Genomic DNA, 17,188 nt, shown 5'->3' on the forward strand with positions numbered 1-17,188 from the left:
GGGGCGCCGCGGGGCCCCACCTCCCCTTTGGGCGCGACCGGGGGTGGTGCCCGCGGGGGGGGGGGTGGCCCCACCGCTTCGGCGGCGCCACGCCCGCGCACCCGGGTCGTTGAAACGGCGTGCGCACTGACGTCTCCATGACCCGGATCGCCGCCGCCTCGGCGGCCGGGACCGCGATCGAGTTCTACGACTTCTTCGCCTACGGCACGGCGGCGGCCCTCGTCCTGGGCCCGCTGTTCTTCCCCGCCTTCTCCCCCGTCGCCGGGACGCTCGCCGCCTTCGGCACCTTCGCGGTGGGCTTCGTCGCGCGGCCGCTCGGCTCGGTGCTGTTCGGCCACATCGGCGACCGCCTCGGACGGCGGCCGGTGCTGATGGGCTCGCTGCTGCTGACCGGGGCCGCGACGACCGCCGTCGGCCTGGTGCCCTCCTATGACGCGATCGGGGCGGCCGCGCCCGTGATCCTGGTGGCGCTGCGCTTCCTGCAGGGGCTCGGGCTCGGCGGCGAGTGGGGCGGGGCGGTGCTGCTGGCCGCGGAGCACGCGCCGGCGCGGCGGCGGGGGCTGTGGGCGAGCCTGCCGCAGACCGGCCCGGCCGTGGGCTTCGTGCTGGCGAACGGGATCGTACTGGCGCTGTCTGCGGGACTGAGTGACGCCGCGTTCCGCTCCTGGGGGTGGCGCGTGCCGTTCTGGGCGGCGGGGGCGCTGGCGCTGGCCGGACTGGCGCTGCGGGCGGCCCTGCCGGAGACCCCGCAGTTCGCGGAGGCCGCGGAGCGGGGCGAGCTGTCCCGGGTGCCGCTGGTGGAGCTGCTGCGCGGCCACTGGCGGCTGCTGCTGCTCACGGCGGGTGCGATGGCGTGCGGCTACGCCGTCTTCTACACCGTGACCACGTGGTCGCTGGCCTACGCCACCGAGCGGCTCGGCATGGACCGCACCGTGGTGCTCGGCTGCGTGCTGGCGGCCGTCGTGGTCAAGGGCGTGGCGACGCCCTGGGTGGGGCTGCTCGGGGACCGGTACGGGCGGCGGCCACTGGCACTCGCCGGGACCGCCGCGATGGGGGTGGTGGTCTTCCCGTACGCCTGGCTGCTGGGCACCGGCTCGCCGGCGGCGCTCGTCCTGGGGTCCGCCGCGCAGTTGCTGGCCTTCATCACGGTCTTCGCGGTGCTGGGGGCGTACCTGCCCGAGCTGTACCCGCCGCGGGTGCGCTGCACCGGAGCCTCGCTCGGCTACAACCTCGGCGGGATCCTGGGCGGCGCCCTGACCCCGATCGCGGCGACCCGGCTGTCGGGAGAGGGCGGTGGCGCGCCCTGGGCGGTGGCGGTCTACGTCGCGGCGGTCGCGCTGCTCAGCACGGTCTGCTTCGCCGCGCTGCCGGACCCGCGCCGCGCCGCCGCGAGGACGCCGGAGTCCGCGGGCACCGACACGCCGACGGGGTGCGCGGCCGTCGGCCACACACCCCGCACGGGCTGAGATCTGCCGGAGCCGGAGCCCCGGAGTGCGTCAGGCGTCGACGTGCCGCTCCTCGTCGCTGCGGCTGTCCTCCAGCGCCGTCTGCTTCCTCGACGTCCTCAGGCTCGTCACCGTGGTGACGGCGAGGACCAGGACGATGAAGCCGAGGGAGAACGGGATGCTGATCTCGGGCACATGGACACCCGACTCGTGCAGCGCGTGCAGCACCAGCTTGACGCCGATGAAGCCCAGGATGACCGACAGGCCGTAGGACAGGTGCACCAGCTTCCTCAGCAGGCCACCGATGAGGAAGTACAGCTGCCGCAGGCCCATCAGCGCGAACGCGTTCGCGGTGAAGACGATGTACGGGTCCTGGGTGAGGCCGAAGATCGCGGGGATGGAGTCCAGCGCGAACAGGACGTCGGTGGTGCCGATCGCCAGCATGACCACGAGCATCGGGGTCATGATCCGCTTGCCGTTCTTCTGGATGAACAGCTTGGTGCCGTGATAGCGGTCGGCGACACCGAAGCGGCGTTCGGCGGCCTTGAGCAGCCGGTTCTCCTCGAACTCCTCGTCCTGCTCCCCGGCGCGGGCCTCCTGGATCAGCTTCCAGGCGGTCCAGATGAGGAAGGCGCCGAAGATGTAGAAGATCCAGGCGAAGTTGGCGATGATCGCCGCGCCGGCGGCGATGAAGCCCGCCCGCAGCACCAGCGCGATCAGCACGCCGACCAGCAGGACGCGCTGCTGGTACTGGGTGGGGACCGAGAACTTCGCCATGATCAGAACGAAGACGAAGAGGTTGTCGACGCTCAGCGACTTCTCGGTGATGAAGCCCGCGAAGAACTCGCCCGCGGGCTGCCCCCCGGCGAAGAGCAGGAGGCCGAGGCCGAAGAGAGCGGCCAGGGTGATCCAGACGACGGTCCAGATCCCCGCCTCCTTGATCGACACGTCGTGGGGCTTGCGGCCGATGAAGAAGTCGATGGCGATGAGGGCGCTGAGACCGGCGATGGTCAGCACCCAGAGGTTCAAGGACACATCCATGCGATGCCTCCGGCAGATGGGCTGGCAATTGTCAGCGTGATCGCTGCCGGAGGTCTCTTCCACCCGGGCGCGTGGCGCTCGGGCCGGTGCCCCGGGGCTGTTGTTTCCCGTGCTGACGGGTGCACCGCGTCAGGAGTACTCCCCTCCGCGTAAAGAACAGTACATGAAATCCCAAGGAAAGGTAAAGACGGTAAAGTGATGGTCAATCACCTGGACGTCAAGGGGCAGTGCCGGTGACCGGCCGGCAGGCTGGCCGCTCAGCGGCGGCCCCGGTCATAGGTACGCCGTGCCGCCGCGACCTGGCGCAGGACCCGCGGCACCACCTGGCTGCCGGGCGGCGCCAGCAGAGGCTCGTACGTCCAGGAGTGGCCGACCCAGGGGTCGGCCAGATGGTCGTCGGGGAGTGGGGTCAGCCGCAGCAGTGAGCGCCACAGGGGATCCAGGACGGGGCCGTACTCCCTGGCGTCCTCACGGTCGGCGACCAGCAGCAGGTGGACGCCGACCTGTGGCCCCTCGTCGGCCAGGTAGCGCAGCTGCGTGATGGTCCGGTCGTCGAAGCCGTACGGGAAGTCGTTGACGACCAGCAGCTGCCGGGCCGGGTCGAGACCGGGCGGCAGCTGCACCGGGCCGCCCGCGTCCAGTGCCATCTGCACCAGGTCGACGCGCTGCGTCAGCCGGGCGACCAGCGCGGCCACCCCGGCGGCTCCGGTGGCCGGCGGTTCGCGCAGCGCGCCGGAGTCGGTGAAGGGGGCCAGCGCCCCGGCGGCCGAGCCGGCCGGGTCCACCACATGGACGGCGAACTCCCCCGCCGGATGGGCGGCGAGCAGCCGGGCGGCGAGGGCCACGGCCATGTCCACGGCTCGCCCGCGCTCCGGCCCGCTGTCGACCCACAGCCCTCGCTCCAGGGGGAGCCGCACCAGCATGGGGATGCGCAGTTCGGGGCGCTCGGGCAGATGGAGGTCGCCGAGCCGGACCGCAATGGGGGGCTCGGCGGGCACCGCCCAGCCGTGCCACACCGGGCTCTCCCAGCCGGCGAAGTGCGGCGGCAGGGCGGGCTCGACCACATCGCGCTCGGCGGCCAGCTGCGCCAGGTCCCGGTCCAGGACGGTGCGGGCCCGGTCGACCAGCTCGGCCTGGCGGGCCCGGGCCTGGTCGCGGGCGGCCTCGGCGGCGGGGCCGACGCGGGTGCGCGGATCGGCGAGGACGGAGTCGAGCTCCTGGTCGAGCCGGGTCTCGGCGAAGTCGACGGCGCTGCGGTAGGCGGCGATGGCGCGGGACAGATCCTCGAACATGCCCCAGACCTGGTTGTACAGGCGCTCCTCCATCGTCCAGCCGGCGGCGTCGCCCGCGACGGGCGCCGGGGGCGTCGTACCGGACGGAGGGGCTGTCGGAGGGGCTGCCGGAGCCGGCGGAGTGTTCGTCGTGGCGTGCCGGGCGGCGGTGGCGTCCGGCACGGGCCGTTCCCGAGGGGGGACACGGTCCCGGGGCGGGACACGGTCCTGGGACTGCGACGGCACGGACGGTACGGCTGCCACGGCGGGGGCCACCGGTCCGGTCGGGACGGCGGCCAGACGGTCCGCGTCAGCTGTCGTGAGTCCCTGGTCGCGGAGGAGTTCGGACAGCCCGCCCGCGTAGCCCTGGCCGAGCGCGCGCACCTTCCAGGCGCCCTGGCGGCGGTACAGCTCCAGGGCGACGATGGCGGACTCGCTGCCGAGCCCGGTGACGGTGAAGCTCGCGATCTCGGCGCCGCCGGGGGCGACGAGCGCGAGATGGGGCGCGGGACAGGCCCCGAACCGGGTCGGCGCGCCGGGGACGGCGGGCAGCGCGAGCAGGATCTGCACCCGCTCCACGGCGGCCGGGACCGCGTCCAGGTCGGCGGTGAGGCGGTGCTCGGCGGCCGGGCGGGACGGCACCTCGATGCCCGGCAGTGTGCCGGAGCCGGAAAGGGCGACCGCCTCGGGCCCGCTCACCCTGCCCTGCCCGTCGCCGAGGGTGGCGCCGGGCACCACCGCCGTGCCCGCCGACACCCGGATCTCGACCCGGGTGCCGGGGAGCGGATGGTTCTGTCCGTGGACCAGTTCGGCGGTCATGCCCGCGCCCCCCTCGTGCCTGTCCTGCTTGTCCTGCCTGTGCTGCCTGCCTAGAGCGCCGGCAGGATCGCCGGGATGAGGTCCTGGAAGGTGCGGCCGTTGGCCGGGGTGCCGATGGCGGTCATCGACCAGGCCGTGCCGCTGCGCTGCACCTTCGCCATGATCTGCGCGGTGTAGGAGCCGCCCCCGGTCAGGGTGTAGCGGGCCAGCTCCTGCCCGTTGGTCTCGTCGACCAGCCGGCAGAAGGCGTTCTGCACCTCTTGGAAGGTCTGTCCGGTGAAGGAGTTGACCGTGAAGATGATCTGGTCCACGTGCACGGGCACCCGTGCCAGGTCGACCAGGATGGACTCGTCGTCGCCGCCCTGGCCGGCGCCGCCGACCAGGTTGTCGCCGGTGTGCCGGACCGAGCCGTCGTCGCTGACGAGGTGCCGGAAGAACACCACGTCCACGGGCTGCTTGTCGGCGAAGAGCACGGCGGATGCGTCGAGGTCGATCTCCCGGGTACGGGAGCCGAACAGGCCACGACGCGGGGCCGCCTGCCAGCCGAGCCCCATGCGCACCGACGTGAGGGTCCCCCCGTCCGTCTTCTGCAGGCTGATCTTCTGACCCTTGGTCATGTTGACCGTCACGCGCTGTCCCCTCTCACCCAGTTTGCCGACGTGCGGTTGCTCCGCACCCTATGGGTAGACGCGCGCTCGGCGCACCGCGGTTCGGCAACCGCGGTGCGCGACGGGGACCGGCGTCAGGCCACACCCGCCTCCCGCATCTGCCGCAGTTCCTTCTTCAACTCGCCCACCTCGTCGCGCAGTCGGGCCGCGACCTCGAACTGCAGGTCCGCGGCGGCCGTGTGCATCTGGTCGGTCAGCTCGCCGATGAGCTCGGCCAATTCGGCGGCCGGCAGGCTCTTGTCGGCACGCTTGCCGCCCGCCTTGCCGGACAGCCCCGGAACGGGCGCCTTGCCGCGCGAGCGCTGACGGCCGGAGCCCAGCAGCTCCTCGGTGTCGGCGTCCTCGCGGGCGAAGGAGTCCATGATGCCGGCGATCTTCTTGCGCAGCGGCTGCGGGTCGATGCCCCGCTCCTCGTTGTACGCGATCTGCTTGGCCCGGCGCCGGTTGGTCTCGTCGATGGCCTTCTCCATGGCCGGGGTGATCTTGTCGGCGTACATGTGCACCTGGCCGGAGACGTTGCGCGCCGCGCGGCCGATGGTCTGGATCAGCGAGGTGCCCGACCGCAGGAAGCCCTCCTTGTCGGCGTCGAGGATCGCCACCAGCGACACCTCGGGCAGGTCCAGGCCCTCGCGGAGCAGGTTGATGCCGACCAGGACGTCGTACTCGCCCGCGCGCAGCTCGCGCAGGAGCTCCACGCGGCGCAGGGTGTCGATGTCGCTGTGCAGATAGCGGACCTGGATGCCGAGTTCCAGCATGTAGTCGGTGAGGTCCTCGGACATCTTCTTGGTGAGGGTGGTGACCAGGACACGCTCGTCGCGTTCGGCGCGCAGCCGGATCTCGTGCACCAGGTCGTCGATCTGCCCCTTGGTCGGCTTGACGATCACCTCGGGGTCGACCAGGCCGGTCGGACGGATGATCTGCTCGACCACGCCGTCGCCGCGGGACAGCTCGTAAGGGCCCGGGGTGGCCGACAGGTAGACGGTCTGGCCGACGCGTCCCAGGAACTCCTCCCACTTCAGCGGGCGGTTGTCGAGCGCGGAGGGCAGCCGGAAGCCGTGGTCGACCAGGGTGCGCTTGCGGGAGGCGTCGCCCTCGTACATGGCGCCGATCTGCGGCACGGTGACGTGCGACTCGTCGATGACGAGGAGGAAGTCCTCGGGGAAGTAGTCGATGAGGGTGTCGGGTGCGGAGCCCGTCTCGCGGCCGTCGATGTGCCGCGAGTAGTTCTCGATGCCGGAGCAGGTGCCGATCTGCCGCATCATCTCGATGTCGTACGTGGTGCGCATCCGCAGCCGCTGGGCCTCCAGCAGCTTGCCCTGCCGCTCCATGACCGCCAGTTGCTCGCCGAGTTCCTTCTCGATCCCGGCGATGGCCCGCTCCATGCGCTCGGGGCCGGCGACGTAGTGGGTGGCAGGGAAGACGTACATCTGCTCGTCCTCGGTGATGATCTCGCCGGTGAGCGGGTGCAGCGTGTACAAGGCCTCGATCTCGTCGCCGAACATCTCGATGCGGACGGCGAGCTCCTCGTAGACCGGGAAGATCTCGATGGTGTCGCCGCGCACGCGGAAGGTGCCGCGGGTGAACGCCACGTCGTTGCGCGCGTACTGGATGTCGACGAACTTGCGCAGCAGCGCGTCGCGGTCGATCTCCTGGCCGACCTTGAGGCGGACCATGCGGTCGATGTACTCCTGGGGCGTGCCGAGGCCGTAGATGCAGGACACCGAGGCGACCACGATCACGTCCCTGCGGGTCAGCAGGGAATTGGTGGCCGAGTGGCGCAGCCGCTCGACCTCCTCGTTGATGGAGGAGTCCTTCTCGATGTAGGTGTCCGTCTGCGGGACGTACGCCTCGGGCTGGTAGTAGTCGTAATACGACACGAAGTACTCGACCGCATTGTTCGGCAGCAGCTCGCGGAATTCGTTCGCGAGCTGGGCGGCCAGGGTCTTGTTGGGCGCCATGACCAGGGTCGGACGCTGCAGCCGCTCGATCATCCAGGCGGTGGTGGCCGACTTTCCGGTGCCGGTGGCGCCGAGCAGGACGATGTCGTTCTGACCGGCGCGGACACGCCGCTCGAGGTCGTCGATGGCCGTCGGCTGGTCGCCGCTGGGCTGGAAGGGGCTGACGACCTCGAAGGGCGCCACACTGCGTTCGATGTCTGATACGGGCCGCATGGGTCCACCGTACGACCCCCCACTGACAACCGGGCCCGCGCCGGTGGTGGAAGGGGCCCGGCGCCCGAGCCGTGCCGGTGGCGGAACCCGGTGCCGGTACCCGGGTACGGAGCCTCAGCGCGTGCGCGCCGCGCCGGCGGAATACCGGGTCCGGAATCTGACTTTCAATTTCCGCCAGTGAATCACCTGAATCCATTCGAGAGCGATCAAAAAAGAGGAGTCGTGGGGATTTCGCACATGCTCCCGGAAAGGTCCGACGCAATTGCACGGCGCCGATAGCCTCTCCGGCATGAAGCGCCGTACGACACTCCTGATGACCGGCCTTGTCGCGGCCGCCCTGGCCGCCGGGGCCACTCACCTCCTCAGGGGCACGGCGCCGAAGAGAACCGAAGGCGCGGCGTCCCACGGCAGGACGACGCACGTGACCTTCCTGCCGTACGTGGACGCGTCCCAGACGTCGGTGTACGACATGGCGGCGGCCGTCCGGCACAGCGGCGTGGACGGTTTCACACTCGGCTTCGTCACCGCGCGCGGCGGATGCACGCCCGCCTGGGACGGCCGCGACGGAATCGACCACGGCCCCCTGGCGGCACGCATCGCCGCCCTGCGCGCCGCGGGCGGCACCCTGCGGGTGTCCTTCGGCGGCGCGGACGGCACCGAACTGGCGAGCGCCTGCGGCAGCACCGGGGAACTGGCCGCCGCCTACGCCTCGGTGATCGACCGTTACGGCCTGACCCGGGTGGACTTCGACATCGAGGGCAAGGCCCTGTCCGACGCGTCCGCCACCACGCGCCGGGCACGCGCCGTGGCCCGCCTGCAACGGGAGGCAAAGGCCGCCGGCCGTTCCCTCACCGTCTCCTTCACGCTGCCCGCCATGCCGTCGGGCCTCGCCGACGGCGCCGAGTCGGTGGTGGCCTCCGCCGTGCGCGAGGGTGTGGAGGTCGGCGCCGTCAACATCATGGCGATGGACTACGGGCCCACGTACACCGGCGACATGGGAACGTACGCGACACGCGCGGCCACCGCCGCCCAGGCGCGCGTCAAGGCCCTGCTGGGACTGTCGGACGCGGACGCCTGGCGAGCGCTGGAGGTGACCCCGATGATCGGCGTCAACGACATCGAGGGCGAGGTGTTCACCCTCCGGGACGCCGCCCAACTGGCGGCGTTCGCCAGGGAGAAGGGGCTGGGCGGGCTGTCGATGTGGTCCGCCGACCGCGACCGCGGGTGCGCGGTCGCGGCGGACGGCGGCACCATGGAGGCGGTCTCCAACCGCTGCAGTGGAGTCGGGCAGCGCTCAATGGCGTTCGCCCGGGCGCTCGCCCACTCGGGAAGCGTGGGCGGCGCGTGAGGCACGGCCCGCGCGGACCGGCCCTTCCTCGGTGAACCGATCGGGGGTGTACGGAGCGGGGGCGGGCGGGTCCAGAGCCACGACCACACCCGCGAGGAGGAGGAACACCACGGGCCCGATCAGGATCGGCGCGAGCGCGGCGGCGGGACCGGCCCCACCCGTCCCCTCCCGGACGCCGTTGAGCAGGTGCACCGTCACCGACGCCATGCCGATGTAGTGCATGCAGCTCATGGCGAGGCCCAGGATCAGGCTCGCCCCGAGGCCCCCGTACAGGCCGCGGACCGCCACCGCGCACCACAGGGCGATCGTCGCGGCGAACACCGCGACCCCGACGGCCAAGGCCACGGTCGGCGTGGAGTACACCAGATCGGCGTGGAGCCGCATGCCCCGCATGCCCAAGTAGTGCATGCCGGCTATCCCGAGGCCCATGACGACGCCGCCGGCCAGGACGGCCGGCACGGTGCGCCCCAGATAGCCGACGGCGAAGACCCCGATGCCGACGACGAGCACGGCCACCAGGAGGCTCGCGACCGTCGTCGCCATGTCGTAGGAGATGGGCACCCCGCCGACGCTGAAGCCCATCATCCCGATGAAGTGCATCGTCCAGATGCCCGAGCCGATGGCCGCGGCGCCGAGCGCGAGCCAGCCGACGCGCCTCGCCGGGTCCATCGCCAGCGCACGCGTGATGCAACGCAGCCCGAGGCCGGCCCCCAGACAGGCCATCAAGTAGCCCGCCACCGGGGTGGCCCATCCGTAGCTGAATCCGTCGACCAATCCGTACGTGCCGCCCACGGCACCCTCCCCTTGCCCGTCGGCCCCCGCCGTTCCGCCCCCGCGCGGCACACACGCTAGGTCACCGGTGGTGCGCGCGCGGCCACCTCACGCCGACTTCATCGCGCGGAAACCCCCGCGTCACCCGGCCCGCGTCACATCACTCCCGGAAGCGCCGTGATCCGCTCCAGCTGCCCGTAGGGACCGCCCTCCAGCGCGGCCCGCAGGGCGGCGACCACCTCGCCCGGGGCACGGGCCAGGGCGGCCGGGGCGACCCGAAGCACCCGCAGGCCCAGCGCCTCCCACCGCGCGCGCCCCCCGCCGGGGCCGAGGTCCAGCACGAGCCCGTCGCGTGCCCAATAGGCATCCGGGGAGCCGAGGAACGCGCCGTCGAGGTGCAGTGTGGGACGCCACAGCGGCTGCCGCAAGCCCGATCTCGCCACCAGGGCACGCGCCAGGGGGGCGGTGGCGGGCGGCCGGGTCTCGGCCGCGAGGGACTGCAGGAGGGCGGCCACGGCCGGGCGACGGCCGAGCACCGCCTCGCCCAGCTCGGCGGCGACTATGCCGGCCGGCACACCCATCACCATGACCAGCTCCTGTACGACGTCCCGGGCCCACTCGGGGTCGATCGACTCCCGCAGCGCGTCGGCGGCGGCCCGCACCACCGGGGCCACGGGCACACCGTCCACCAGATCGGGCGGCGGCAGGGCACGGGCGTGATGGACCCGCACCCAGGTGTGGGTGCGGATACGCCGGTCACTGGGCACGAGGACGTCGACCACCGGCAGCCCCGGCGGGAGCGCGGCGGCGGCGACGCCGTGCAGCCGCAGCGCGACCGCGCCGGTGATCATGGCCCGGGTCAGCGGGTGCCCGGCGAACGCCAGGGCCGCCCGGCACCGCTGGGCGGCGCTGAGCGGACCCGCGTGCAGCACGGCGACCCGGGGCAGCGGCCGCTGCCACCGGCCGCCGGGACGGCAGCGCTCGCGCACCAGGCGCTGCGGCACTCCGGCTTCGGCGAGCTGGGCGACGGTGGCCACCCGGTCCTGCTCCCGGGCGAGTTTGCGCAGGGCCGCGGAGTAGTCGTTTCGCGCCATGCGAGCCCCATCCCCCACCGTGGTCACTCGACTACCTCCTGTGACACAGCTGTCGAGAACCGCCACCCGCGCGAGTGGCCGCGCGGCGCGGTGTTGCCGACCGCGTGCCGCCGGCAAGGCGGCCGCAGGACGCACCGCGGCCCGTTGTCGGTGCCCCCGCCTAGGCTGGTGCGCGTGACGAATCCCGAGACCCCGACCCGCGCGGTGGCCTGGACGGTGGCGGACACCGCGGTCGGCCCCCTGCTGCTGGCCGCCACCGAGAAGGGCCTGGTCCACGTCGTCTTCCGGGCCGACGAGGCGACCACCGGCGCCGCCCTGGAGCGGCTCGCCTCCCGGCTCGGCGCCACGCCCGAGCATCTGCCCGGCGGCCCTGCGGGCGACCGGCTGCGCGAGGCCGTCACGCAGGTCGACGCCTACTTCCGCGGCGACTTGCGGGAGTTCACCCTCGAACTGGACTGGTCGCTGAGCGCCGGCTTCAACCGCAGGGTGCTGCGCGAGCTGGCGGGGGGCGTGCCGTTCGGCAGCGTCGTCGGCTACCAGGATCTGGCGAACCGCGTCGGTGAGCCCGGCGCGGCGCGGGCGGTCGGGGTGGCCATGGGCTCCAACCCGCTGCCGGTCGTCCCCTGCCATCGCGTGCTGGAGAGCGACGGGGGCATCGGGGGCTTCGGCGGCGGCCTGCGCATGCTGGACATCAAGCGCTCGTTGCTGGCGAGGGAGGGCGTCCTGCCCGAGCCGCTGTTCTGACGGCCGCGCACAGGCACGGCCGACCCGGGAGGAGGGGGACGACACCATGGACGCCTACGGCATGGACGCGTACGACGGGGAGGGGCCGACGCCCTTCCGCCTGGCGGAGGGCGCGCCCGGCTCGCCGGTGCTGCTGCATGTGCCGCACAGCGCGCGGGCGGTGCCGGCGCCGGTCCGCGAGCGGATCCTGCTCGACGACGCCCGGCTGAACGCCGAACTGGACCGCATGACGGACTCCCACACCGCGCTCCTGGCCGAGCGGGCCGCCGCCGGGACGGGCGCCTGGCGCTTCGTCAACGGGCTGTCGCGGCTGGTCGTCGACCCCGAGCGGTTCCCGGACGAACGCGAGGAGATGCGCGCCGTCGGCATGGGCGCCGTCTACACCCGCACCTCGCGTCTGACACCTCTGCGCGAGGACGACGCCGAGCACGAACGCGCGCTGCTGGACGCCTACTTCCACCCCTACGCCGCGGCGATGACCGACGCCGTGCAGGACCGGCTGGAGGCCGCGGGCCGGGTGGTCGTCATCGACGTGCACTCCTACCCGAGCGTGCCGCTGCCCTACGAACTGCACGGCGACGGACCCAGGCCCCCGGTGTGCCTGGGCACCGATGCGTTCCACACCCCGCCGTGGCTGTCGGCAGCGGCGCGCGAGGCCTTCGCCGGCTGTGGCGAGGTCGGGCTGGACTCGCCGTTCTCCGGCGCCTATGTGCCGTTGAAGCACTACCGGACGACGCCCAAGGTGTCCGCGCTGATGGTCGAGATCCGGCGGGACGTCTACATGGACGAGCCGGGCGGCGCCCCCCACTCGGGCCTCGACCGGGTCGCGGGCGCACTGGCCGCGCTGATAGGCATCATCGAGGCGGCCCCCGTCGGCTGACGCCGCGTCCGGTGAACCCTTACGACCCCTGGAGGCTGCGGCGTCGCGTCGTGCGTGCCGCACGGCGGCGGCCCCCGCTCCGCTCAGGCGGAGTCGGGGAACCGGGCGGCCTGCAGATAGTCCGGCTTGGGGTCGAGCGCCGCGGCGAGCCGGAAGTGCCGCCGCGCCTCCCCGTCACGACCGGACCGCTCCAGGGTGCGGCCGAGCGCGAAGTGCGCGTACGCGTTGTCCGGCTCGCGCTCCAGGACCACCTGGAACTCCAGCTCGGCCGGGCGCAGCTGCGCGGACAGGAAGAACGCCCGCGCCCTCAGCAGACGGGCGGCGGTGTTCTCCGGGTGCACGGCGATGACCGAGTCCAGCAGCTTCACCGCTCCGCGGGCATCCCGGGCCTCGAGGAGCTTCTCCGCCGCGCGGAAGTCGATCACGTGGTTCTCGGGGCTCTGCTCGGGCACAGCCGCCTCCTTCCCCGGGCATTCAATGGGTCACAACTACCCAACACCACCACCCGCATATGCATTCCCCACAGGATCCGGTGCGCCCCCTGCGGACGTCACGCCTCCTCCGCGGACGGCCGGCCCTCCTCCAGCGCCGCCGGCTTCACCGGTCCCCGCGGCACCTCCAGTGCCGCCGGGTCTCCCGCGCCGGGCTCGACGACGCCCACGGCCTCCACCGTCTCCACGGCCGGTGCGGCAGGGGTCTGCGGCTCCCGCCGGTCCGCGCCGGACGCGCGCTCGAAGAAGCGCAGCATCTCCACGGGGAAAGGCATGACCAGCGTGGAGTTCTTCTCCGCCGCCACCTCGACGACCGTCTGCAGCAGACGCAGCTGCATCGCGGCCGGCGTCTGGTCCATCGCCAGAGCCGCCTGCGCGAGCTTCTCCGAGGCCTGCAGTTCACCGTCGGCGGTGATGATGCGGGCCCGCCGCTCCCGGTCGGCCTCGGCCTGCCGGGCCATGGACCGCTTCATCGACTCCGGCAGCGCCACGTCCTTGATCTCCACCCGGTCGATGTGGATGCCCCACTCGACGGCAGGCGTGGCCAGGAGCAGTTCCAGGCCCTCGTGGATCGCCTCGCGGCCCGACAGCAGATCGTCCAGCTCGCTCTTGCCGATCACCGATCGCAGCGAGGTCTGCGCGACCTGCAGCATGGCGAACTGATAGTTCTGCACATGCACCGTGGCCTTGACCGGGTCGACGACACGGAAGTACAGCACCGCGTCCACCCGGACCGAGACGTTGTCCCTCGTGATGCCCTCCTGCGAGGGCACCGGCATCGTGACCACCTGCATGTTGACCTTGGTCATGCGGTCGACGAGCGGCACGAGCATCCGCGGCCCCGGCTGCTTGGCCGCCGCCCGTACCCGCCCCAGGCGGTAGACCACACCGCGCTCGTACTGCTTGATCACGCGGAAACTGCTCTTCAGCCCCACCAGGACCAGCACCACGGCAACCACCGCGAGCACGGCCGATACGCCTTCCATCCCCATCCCCCTCTGTCCACAGGTGCAGTGAAGCTACTGCTCTTCGGACGCCGGCGAAGGGGGTGCCGGATCAGCTCTTGGCAATATTTTGACGCAACTGCTCCCACAGCCGCCGGACCTGAGGCTCCAGCGCCTCCAGCGGACCGTCGTTGTCGATCACCACATCGGCGATCGCCAGCCGTTCCCCGCGCTCGGCCTGGGCCGCCATACGGGCCCGGGCCTCCTCCTCGGTCATGCCGCGCAGCCGCACCAGCCGGTCCAGTTGGGTGCCCGGGGCGGCGTCCACGACCACGACCACGTCGTACAGCGGGGCCAGCTTGTTCTCCGCGAGCAGGGGCACGTCGTTGACGACCACGGCATCGGGACCGGCGCCCGCCTCCAGTGCGGCGGAGCGCTCCCGGACCAAGGGATGGACGATCGCGTTGAGCGCGCGCAGCCGCTCGGGGTCGGAGAAGACGATGCCGCCGAGCCTGGGCCGGTCCAGACTCCCGTCGGCGGCCAGCACGTCCTCGCCGAACTCGGCGACGACCGCCGCGAGACCGGGGGTCCCCGGCTCCACGACCTCCCGCGCGATGCGATCGGCGTCGATCAGTACCGCCCCGTACGAGGACAGCAGCCGCGACACCTCGCTCTTGCCCGCCCCGATCCCGCCCGTCAGCCCCACAGTGACCATGGCGCGAGACTACCGGTGCCCTCTGCCCCGGACGAGCCGGGTCACCGGCCGGACCAGGCACCCCCGGCAGGGCCCCCGGACCAAGGACCGCGCATCAGGAATCCCGCATCAGGAATCCGAATCAGGAACCGTCGTCCTCGCGATCGGCCAGGAAGCGCTCGAACTCCGCCGCCAGGTCGTCCGCCGACGGCAGATCCACCGGTTCGGCGATGAGATTGTCCCGCGTCTGGCCGCCGGCCAGCGCGTCGTACTGGTTCTCCAGCCCGCGGACGACCGACACCAACTCCGCGTCGCCCTCCTCGACCTGGCGGTCGATCTCCACCCGGACGGTGTGCGCCTCGGTGCGCAGGGCGTGCGCGACCTGCGGCAGCACCAGCCCCGTCGCCGCCGTCAGCGTCTCCACCACGGCCAGCGCCGCGTCCGGGTAGCCGGAACGGGCCAGGTAGTGCGGCACATGGGCGGCCACGCCCAGCACATCACGGCCGGACTCCGCGAGCCGCAACTCGATCAGCGACTCCGCGCTGCCGGGCACCTGCGCCTCGTCGAACCAACTGCGGTGACCGGGAATCAGATCCAGCCGGTTCCCGTGCGGCGTCAGCCCGACCGGGCGGGTGTGCGGGACACCCATCGGGATGCCGTGGAAGTTGAACGCCAGCCGCACCCCCAGCCGCTCCACGACCTCCACGACCGCGGCGGCGAACCGCTCCCACTCCACGTCCGGCTCCTGCCCGGACAGCAGCAGGAAGGGTGCGCCCGTGCTGTCACGCACCAGGCGCAGGGCGATCTCCGGGGCGTCGTAGTCCGTCCAGCGGTCGCGCTTGAAGGTCATCAGCGGGCGCCGGGCGCGGTAGTCCACCAGCCGGTCGGCGTCGAAACGCGCCACCACCTGGTGCTCCTGGCGCTCCAGCAGTTCCTCGACGACCTGCGCGCCGGTCTCACCGGCGTCGATGTAGCCGTCGAAGTGGTACAGCAGCACGGGCCCGGTCTCGCCGAACGCCTCGTCGACGGCCTCTGCCCCGCCCGGCTCGTATGCGTACAGCCCCTGGGGATCCAGCACCGCGCACCCTTCTTTCGTTCCTGATCAACTTCTGGTCCAACGAAGGGCGCACCCCCCGCATTCCCACGGCGGCGCCCCGGAACGCGGAACGACCCGCCCCCCAGAGGGGAACGGGCCGTTCCGTCGTACCCGGGGCCGGAGCCCCTGCGATCAGCTCTGGCCGCCGGCCAGCTTCTCGCGGAGCGCGGCGAGCGCCTCGTCCGACGCGAGCGCGCCCGAGGTGTCGCTGGACTCCGAGGAGTACGAGCCACCGGCGGGGCCGGCCGCCGGAGCGGCCTGGCCGGCCTCGGCCGCAGCCTCGGCGTCGGCCTCGCGGGACTTGATGACCTGGGCCTGGTGCTGCTCGAAGCGGGACTGCGCCTCGGCGTACTGGTGCTCCCACGCCTCGCGCTGGGTCTCGTAGCCCTCGAGCCAGTCGTTGGCCTCGGGGTCGAAGCCCTCGGGGTAGATGTAGTTGCCCTGGTCGTCGTAGGACGCGGCCATGCCGTACAGGGTCGGGTCGAACTCGACCGAGGCCGGGTCGGCACCGAAGGACTCGTTGGCCTGCTTCAGCGAGAGGCTGATGCGACGGCGCTCGAGGTCGATGTCGATGACCTTGACGAAGATCTCGTCGTTGACCTGGACGACCTGCTCCGGGATCTCCACGTGGCGCTCGGCCAGCTCGGAGATGTGGACCAGACCCTCGATGCCCTCGTCCACCCGGACGAACGCACCGAACGGCACCAGCTTGGTGACCTTGCCGGGGACGACCTGGCCGATCTGGTGCGTACGGGCGAACTGCTGCCACGGGTCTTCCTGGGTCGCCTTCAGCGACAGGGAGACGCGCTCGCGGTCCATGTCGACGTCCAGGACCTCGACCGTGACCTCCTGGCCGACCTCGACGACCTCGGAGGGGTGGTCGATGTGCTTCCAGGACAGCTCGGACACGTGCACGAGGCCGTCCACGCCACCCAGGTCCACGAAGGCACCGAAGTTGACGATGGAGGAGACGACGCCGGAGCGCACCTGACCCTTCTGGAGGGTGGTGAGGAAGGTCTGGCGGACCTCGCTCTGGGTCTGCTCCAGCCAGGCACGGCGGGACAGGACCACGTTGTTGCGGTTCTTGTCCAGCTCGATGATCTTGGCCTCGAGCTCCTTGCCGACGTACGGCTGGAGGTCGCGGACACGGCGCATCTCGACCAGCGACGCGGGGAGGAAGCCGCGGAGGCCGATGTCGAGGATGAGACCACCCTTGACGACCTCGATGACGGTACCGGTGACGATCCCGTCCTCTTCCTTGATCTTCTCGATCGTGCCCCAGGCGCGCTCGTACTGAGCACGCTTCTTGGACAGGATGAGACGGCCTTCCTTGTCCTCCTTCTGGAGAACAAGAGCCTCGATCTCATCGCCCACGGCGACGACCTCGTTGGGGTCGACGTCGTGCTTGATCGACAGCTCCCGGGAGGGGATGACGCCTTCGGTCTTGTAACCGATGTCGAGCAGGACCTCGTCCCGGTCGACCTTCACGATGACGCCGTCGACGATGTCGCCGTCGTTGAAGTACTTGATCGTCTCGTCGATCGCGGCGAGGAAGGCTTCCTCGTTACCGATGTCGTTGACCGCCACCTGCGGGGTGGTGCGAGGGGCCTGGGCCTCGGTGCTGCTCGTCATTAGGAAAAGGGCTCCGGTACGGACATGAAGTCGTAGGTACTGCTACGCCGTAAGCCCGTTTCGCTCCTGCCGATTCCGG

15 protein-coding genes are annotated in these 17,188 nt (G+C 71.9%); 4 read left to right on the forward strand and 11 right to left on the reverse strand.

Going from position 1 to position 17,188, the window contains the following annotated elements; genetic code table 11:
- Nucleotides 1-137: 137 nt before the first annotated feature.
- Nucleotides 138-1,466 (forward strand): MFS transporter, encoded by a 1,329-nt coding sequence (locus ACFWVC_RS15595; RefSeq protein WP_384285073.1) that lies wholly within the window; start codon nucleotides 138-140, stop codon nucleotides 1,464-1,466.
- A gap of 30 nt (nucleotides 1,467-1,496) precedes the next feature.
- On the opposite strand, the gene ACFWVC_RS15600 is transcribed toward ACFWVC_RS15595, so the two are convergent.
- The 4 genes from ACFWVC_RS15600 to uvrB form a co-directional block, all read right to left on the reverse strand.
- Nucleotides 1,497-2,486 carry a TerC family protein gene (locus ACFWVC_RS15600; protein ID WP_384284785.1) on the reverse strand — a complete coding sequence of 330 codons (990 nt, stop codon included), beginning with the start codon at nucleotides 2,484-2,486 and terminating at the stop codon, nucleotides 1,497-1,499.
- Between the two features lie 257 nt (nucleotides 2,487-2,743).
- Entirely contained in the window at nucleotides 2,744-4,576 is a 1,833-nt protein-coding gene (locus ACFWVC_RS15605; RefSeq protein ID WP_384284789.1) for a TerD family protein, read from the reverse strand.
- A 50-nt stretch (nucleotides 4,577-4,626) separates the two neighbouring features.
- The gene (locus tag ACFWVC_RS15610) at nucleotides 4,627-5,205 is read right to left on the reverse strand and encodes a TerD family protein (protein WP_384284791.1); all 579 of its coding nucleotides are present in this window, start codon (nucleotides 5,203-5,205) and stop codon (nucleotides 4,627-4,629) included.
- Nucleotides 5,206-5,318: 113 nt separating this feature from the next.
- The gene (gene uvrB, locus ACFWVC_RS15615; RefSeq protein ID WP_384284794.1) at nucleotides 5,319-7,415 is read right to left on the reverse strand and encodes an excinuclease ABC subunit UvrB; all 2,097 of its coding nucleotides are present in this window, start codon (nucleotides 7,413-7,415) and stop codon (nucleotides 5,319-5,321) included.
- A gap of 289 nt (nucleotides 7,416-7,704) precedes the next feature.
- On the opposite strand from uvrB, the gene ACFWVC_RS15620 reads away from it, so the two are divergent.
- On the forward strand, nucleotides 7,705-8,763 hold the full coding sequence (locus tag ACFWVC_RS15620) for a chitinase (RefSeq protein ID WP_384284797.1): 1,059 nt from the start codon (nucleotides 7,705-7,707) through the stop codon (nucleotides 8,761-8,763).
- On the opposite strand, the gene ACFWVC_RS15625 is transcribed toward ACFWVC_RS15620, so the two are convergent.
- Nucleotides 8,710-9,555 carry an MHYT domain-containing protein gene (locus tag ACFWVC_RS15625; protein WP_384284801.1) on the reverse strand — a complete coding sequence of 282 codons (846 nt, stop codon included), beginning with the start codon at nucleotides 9,553-9,555 and terminating at the stop codon, nucleotides 8,710-8,712. The two genes, ACFWVC_RS15620 and ACFWVC_RS15625, sit on opposite strands and share 54 nt — an antisense overlap.
- A gap of 134 nt (nucleotides 9,556-9,689) precedes the next feature.
- The gene (locus ACFWVC_RS15630; protein WP_384284805.1) at nucleotides 9,690-10,628 is read right to left on the reverse strand and encodes a hypothetical protein; all 939 of its coding nucleotides are present in this window, start codon (nucleotides 10,626-10,628) and stop codon (nucleotides 9,690-9,692) included.
- 174 nt (nucleotides 10,629-10,802) lie between these two features.
- On the opposite strand from ACFWVC_RS15630, the gene ACFWVC_RS15635 reads away from it, so the two are divergent.
- Together ACFWVC_RS15635 and ACFWVC_RS15640 are read left to right on the forward strand one after the other, a co-directional pair.
- Nucleotides 10,803-11,372, forward strand: coding sequence for a methylated-DNA--[protein]-cysteine S-methyltransferase (locus ACFWVC_RS15635; RefSeq protein ID WP_384284807.1), 570 nt, complete (start codon nucleotides 10,803-10,805; stop codon nucleotides 11,370-11,372).
- Nucleotides 11,373-11,418: 46 nt separating this feature from the next.
- On the forward strand, nucleotides 11,419-12,252 hold the full coding sequence (locus ACFWVC_RS15640) for an N-formylglutamate amidohydrolase (RefSeq protein WP_384284810.1): 834 nt from the start codon (nucleotides 11,419-11,421) through the stop codon (nucleotides 12,250-12,252).
- Nucleotides 12,253-12,335: 83 nt separating this feature from the next.
- Here ACFWVC_RS15640 and ACFWVC_RS15645 read toward each other — a convergent pair whose 3' ends face one another.
- From ACFWVC_RS15645 to rpsA, 5 genes are all read right to left on the reverse strand, one after another.
- Nucleotides 12,336-12,704 (reverse strand): tetratricopeptide repeat protein, encoded by a 369-nt coding sequence (locus ACFWVC_RS15645; RefSeq protein WP_384284814.1) that lies wholly within the window; start codon nucleotides 12,702-12,704, stop codon nucleotides 12,336-12,338.
- 98 nt (nucleotides 12,705-12,802) lie between these two features.
- On the reverse strand, nucleotides 12,803-13,729 hold the full coding sequence (locus ACFWVC_RS15650) for a slipin family protein (protein WP_384284817.1): 927 nt from the start codon (nucleotides 13,727-13,729) through the stop codon (nucleotides 12,803-12,805).
- Between the two features lie 70 nt (nucleotides 13,730-13,799).
- Nucleotides 13,800-14,402 carry a dephospho-CoA kinase gene (gene coaE / locus ACFWVC_RS15655; protein WP_384284820.1) on the reverse strand — a complete coding sequence of 201 codons (603 nt, stop codon included), beginning with the start codon at nucleotides 14,400-14,402 and terminating at the stop codon, nucleotides 13,800-13,802.
- Nucleotides 14,403-14,523: 121 nt separating this feature from the next.
- Nucleotides 14,524-15,459, reverse strand: coding sequence for a PAC2 family protein (locus tag ACFWVC_RS15660; RefSeq protein WP_384284823.1), 936 nt, complete (start codon nucleotides 15,457-15,459; stop codon nucleotides 14,524-14,526).
- A 150-nt stretch (nucleotides 15,460-15,609) separates the two neighbouring features.
- Nucleotides 15,610-17,109, reverse strand: coding sequence for a 30S ribosomal protein S1 (gene rpsA, locus ACFWVC_RS15665; RefSeq protein ID WP_384284827.1), 1,500 nt, complete (start codon nucleotides 17,107-17,109; stop codon nucleotides 15,610-15,612).
- Between the last annotated feature and the right edge of the window lie 79 nt (nucleotides 17,110-17,188).

It is taken from the genome of Streptomyces sp. NPDC058691, assembly GCF_042714775.1.
GTDB lineage: Bacteria > Actinomycetota > Actinomycetes > Streptomycetales > Streptomycetaceae > Actinacidiphila.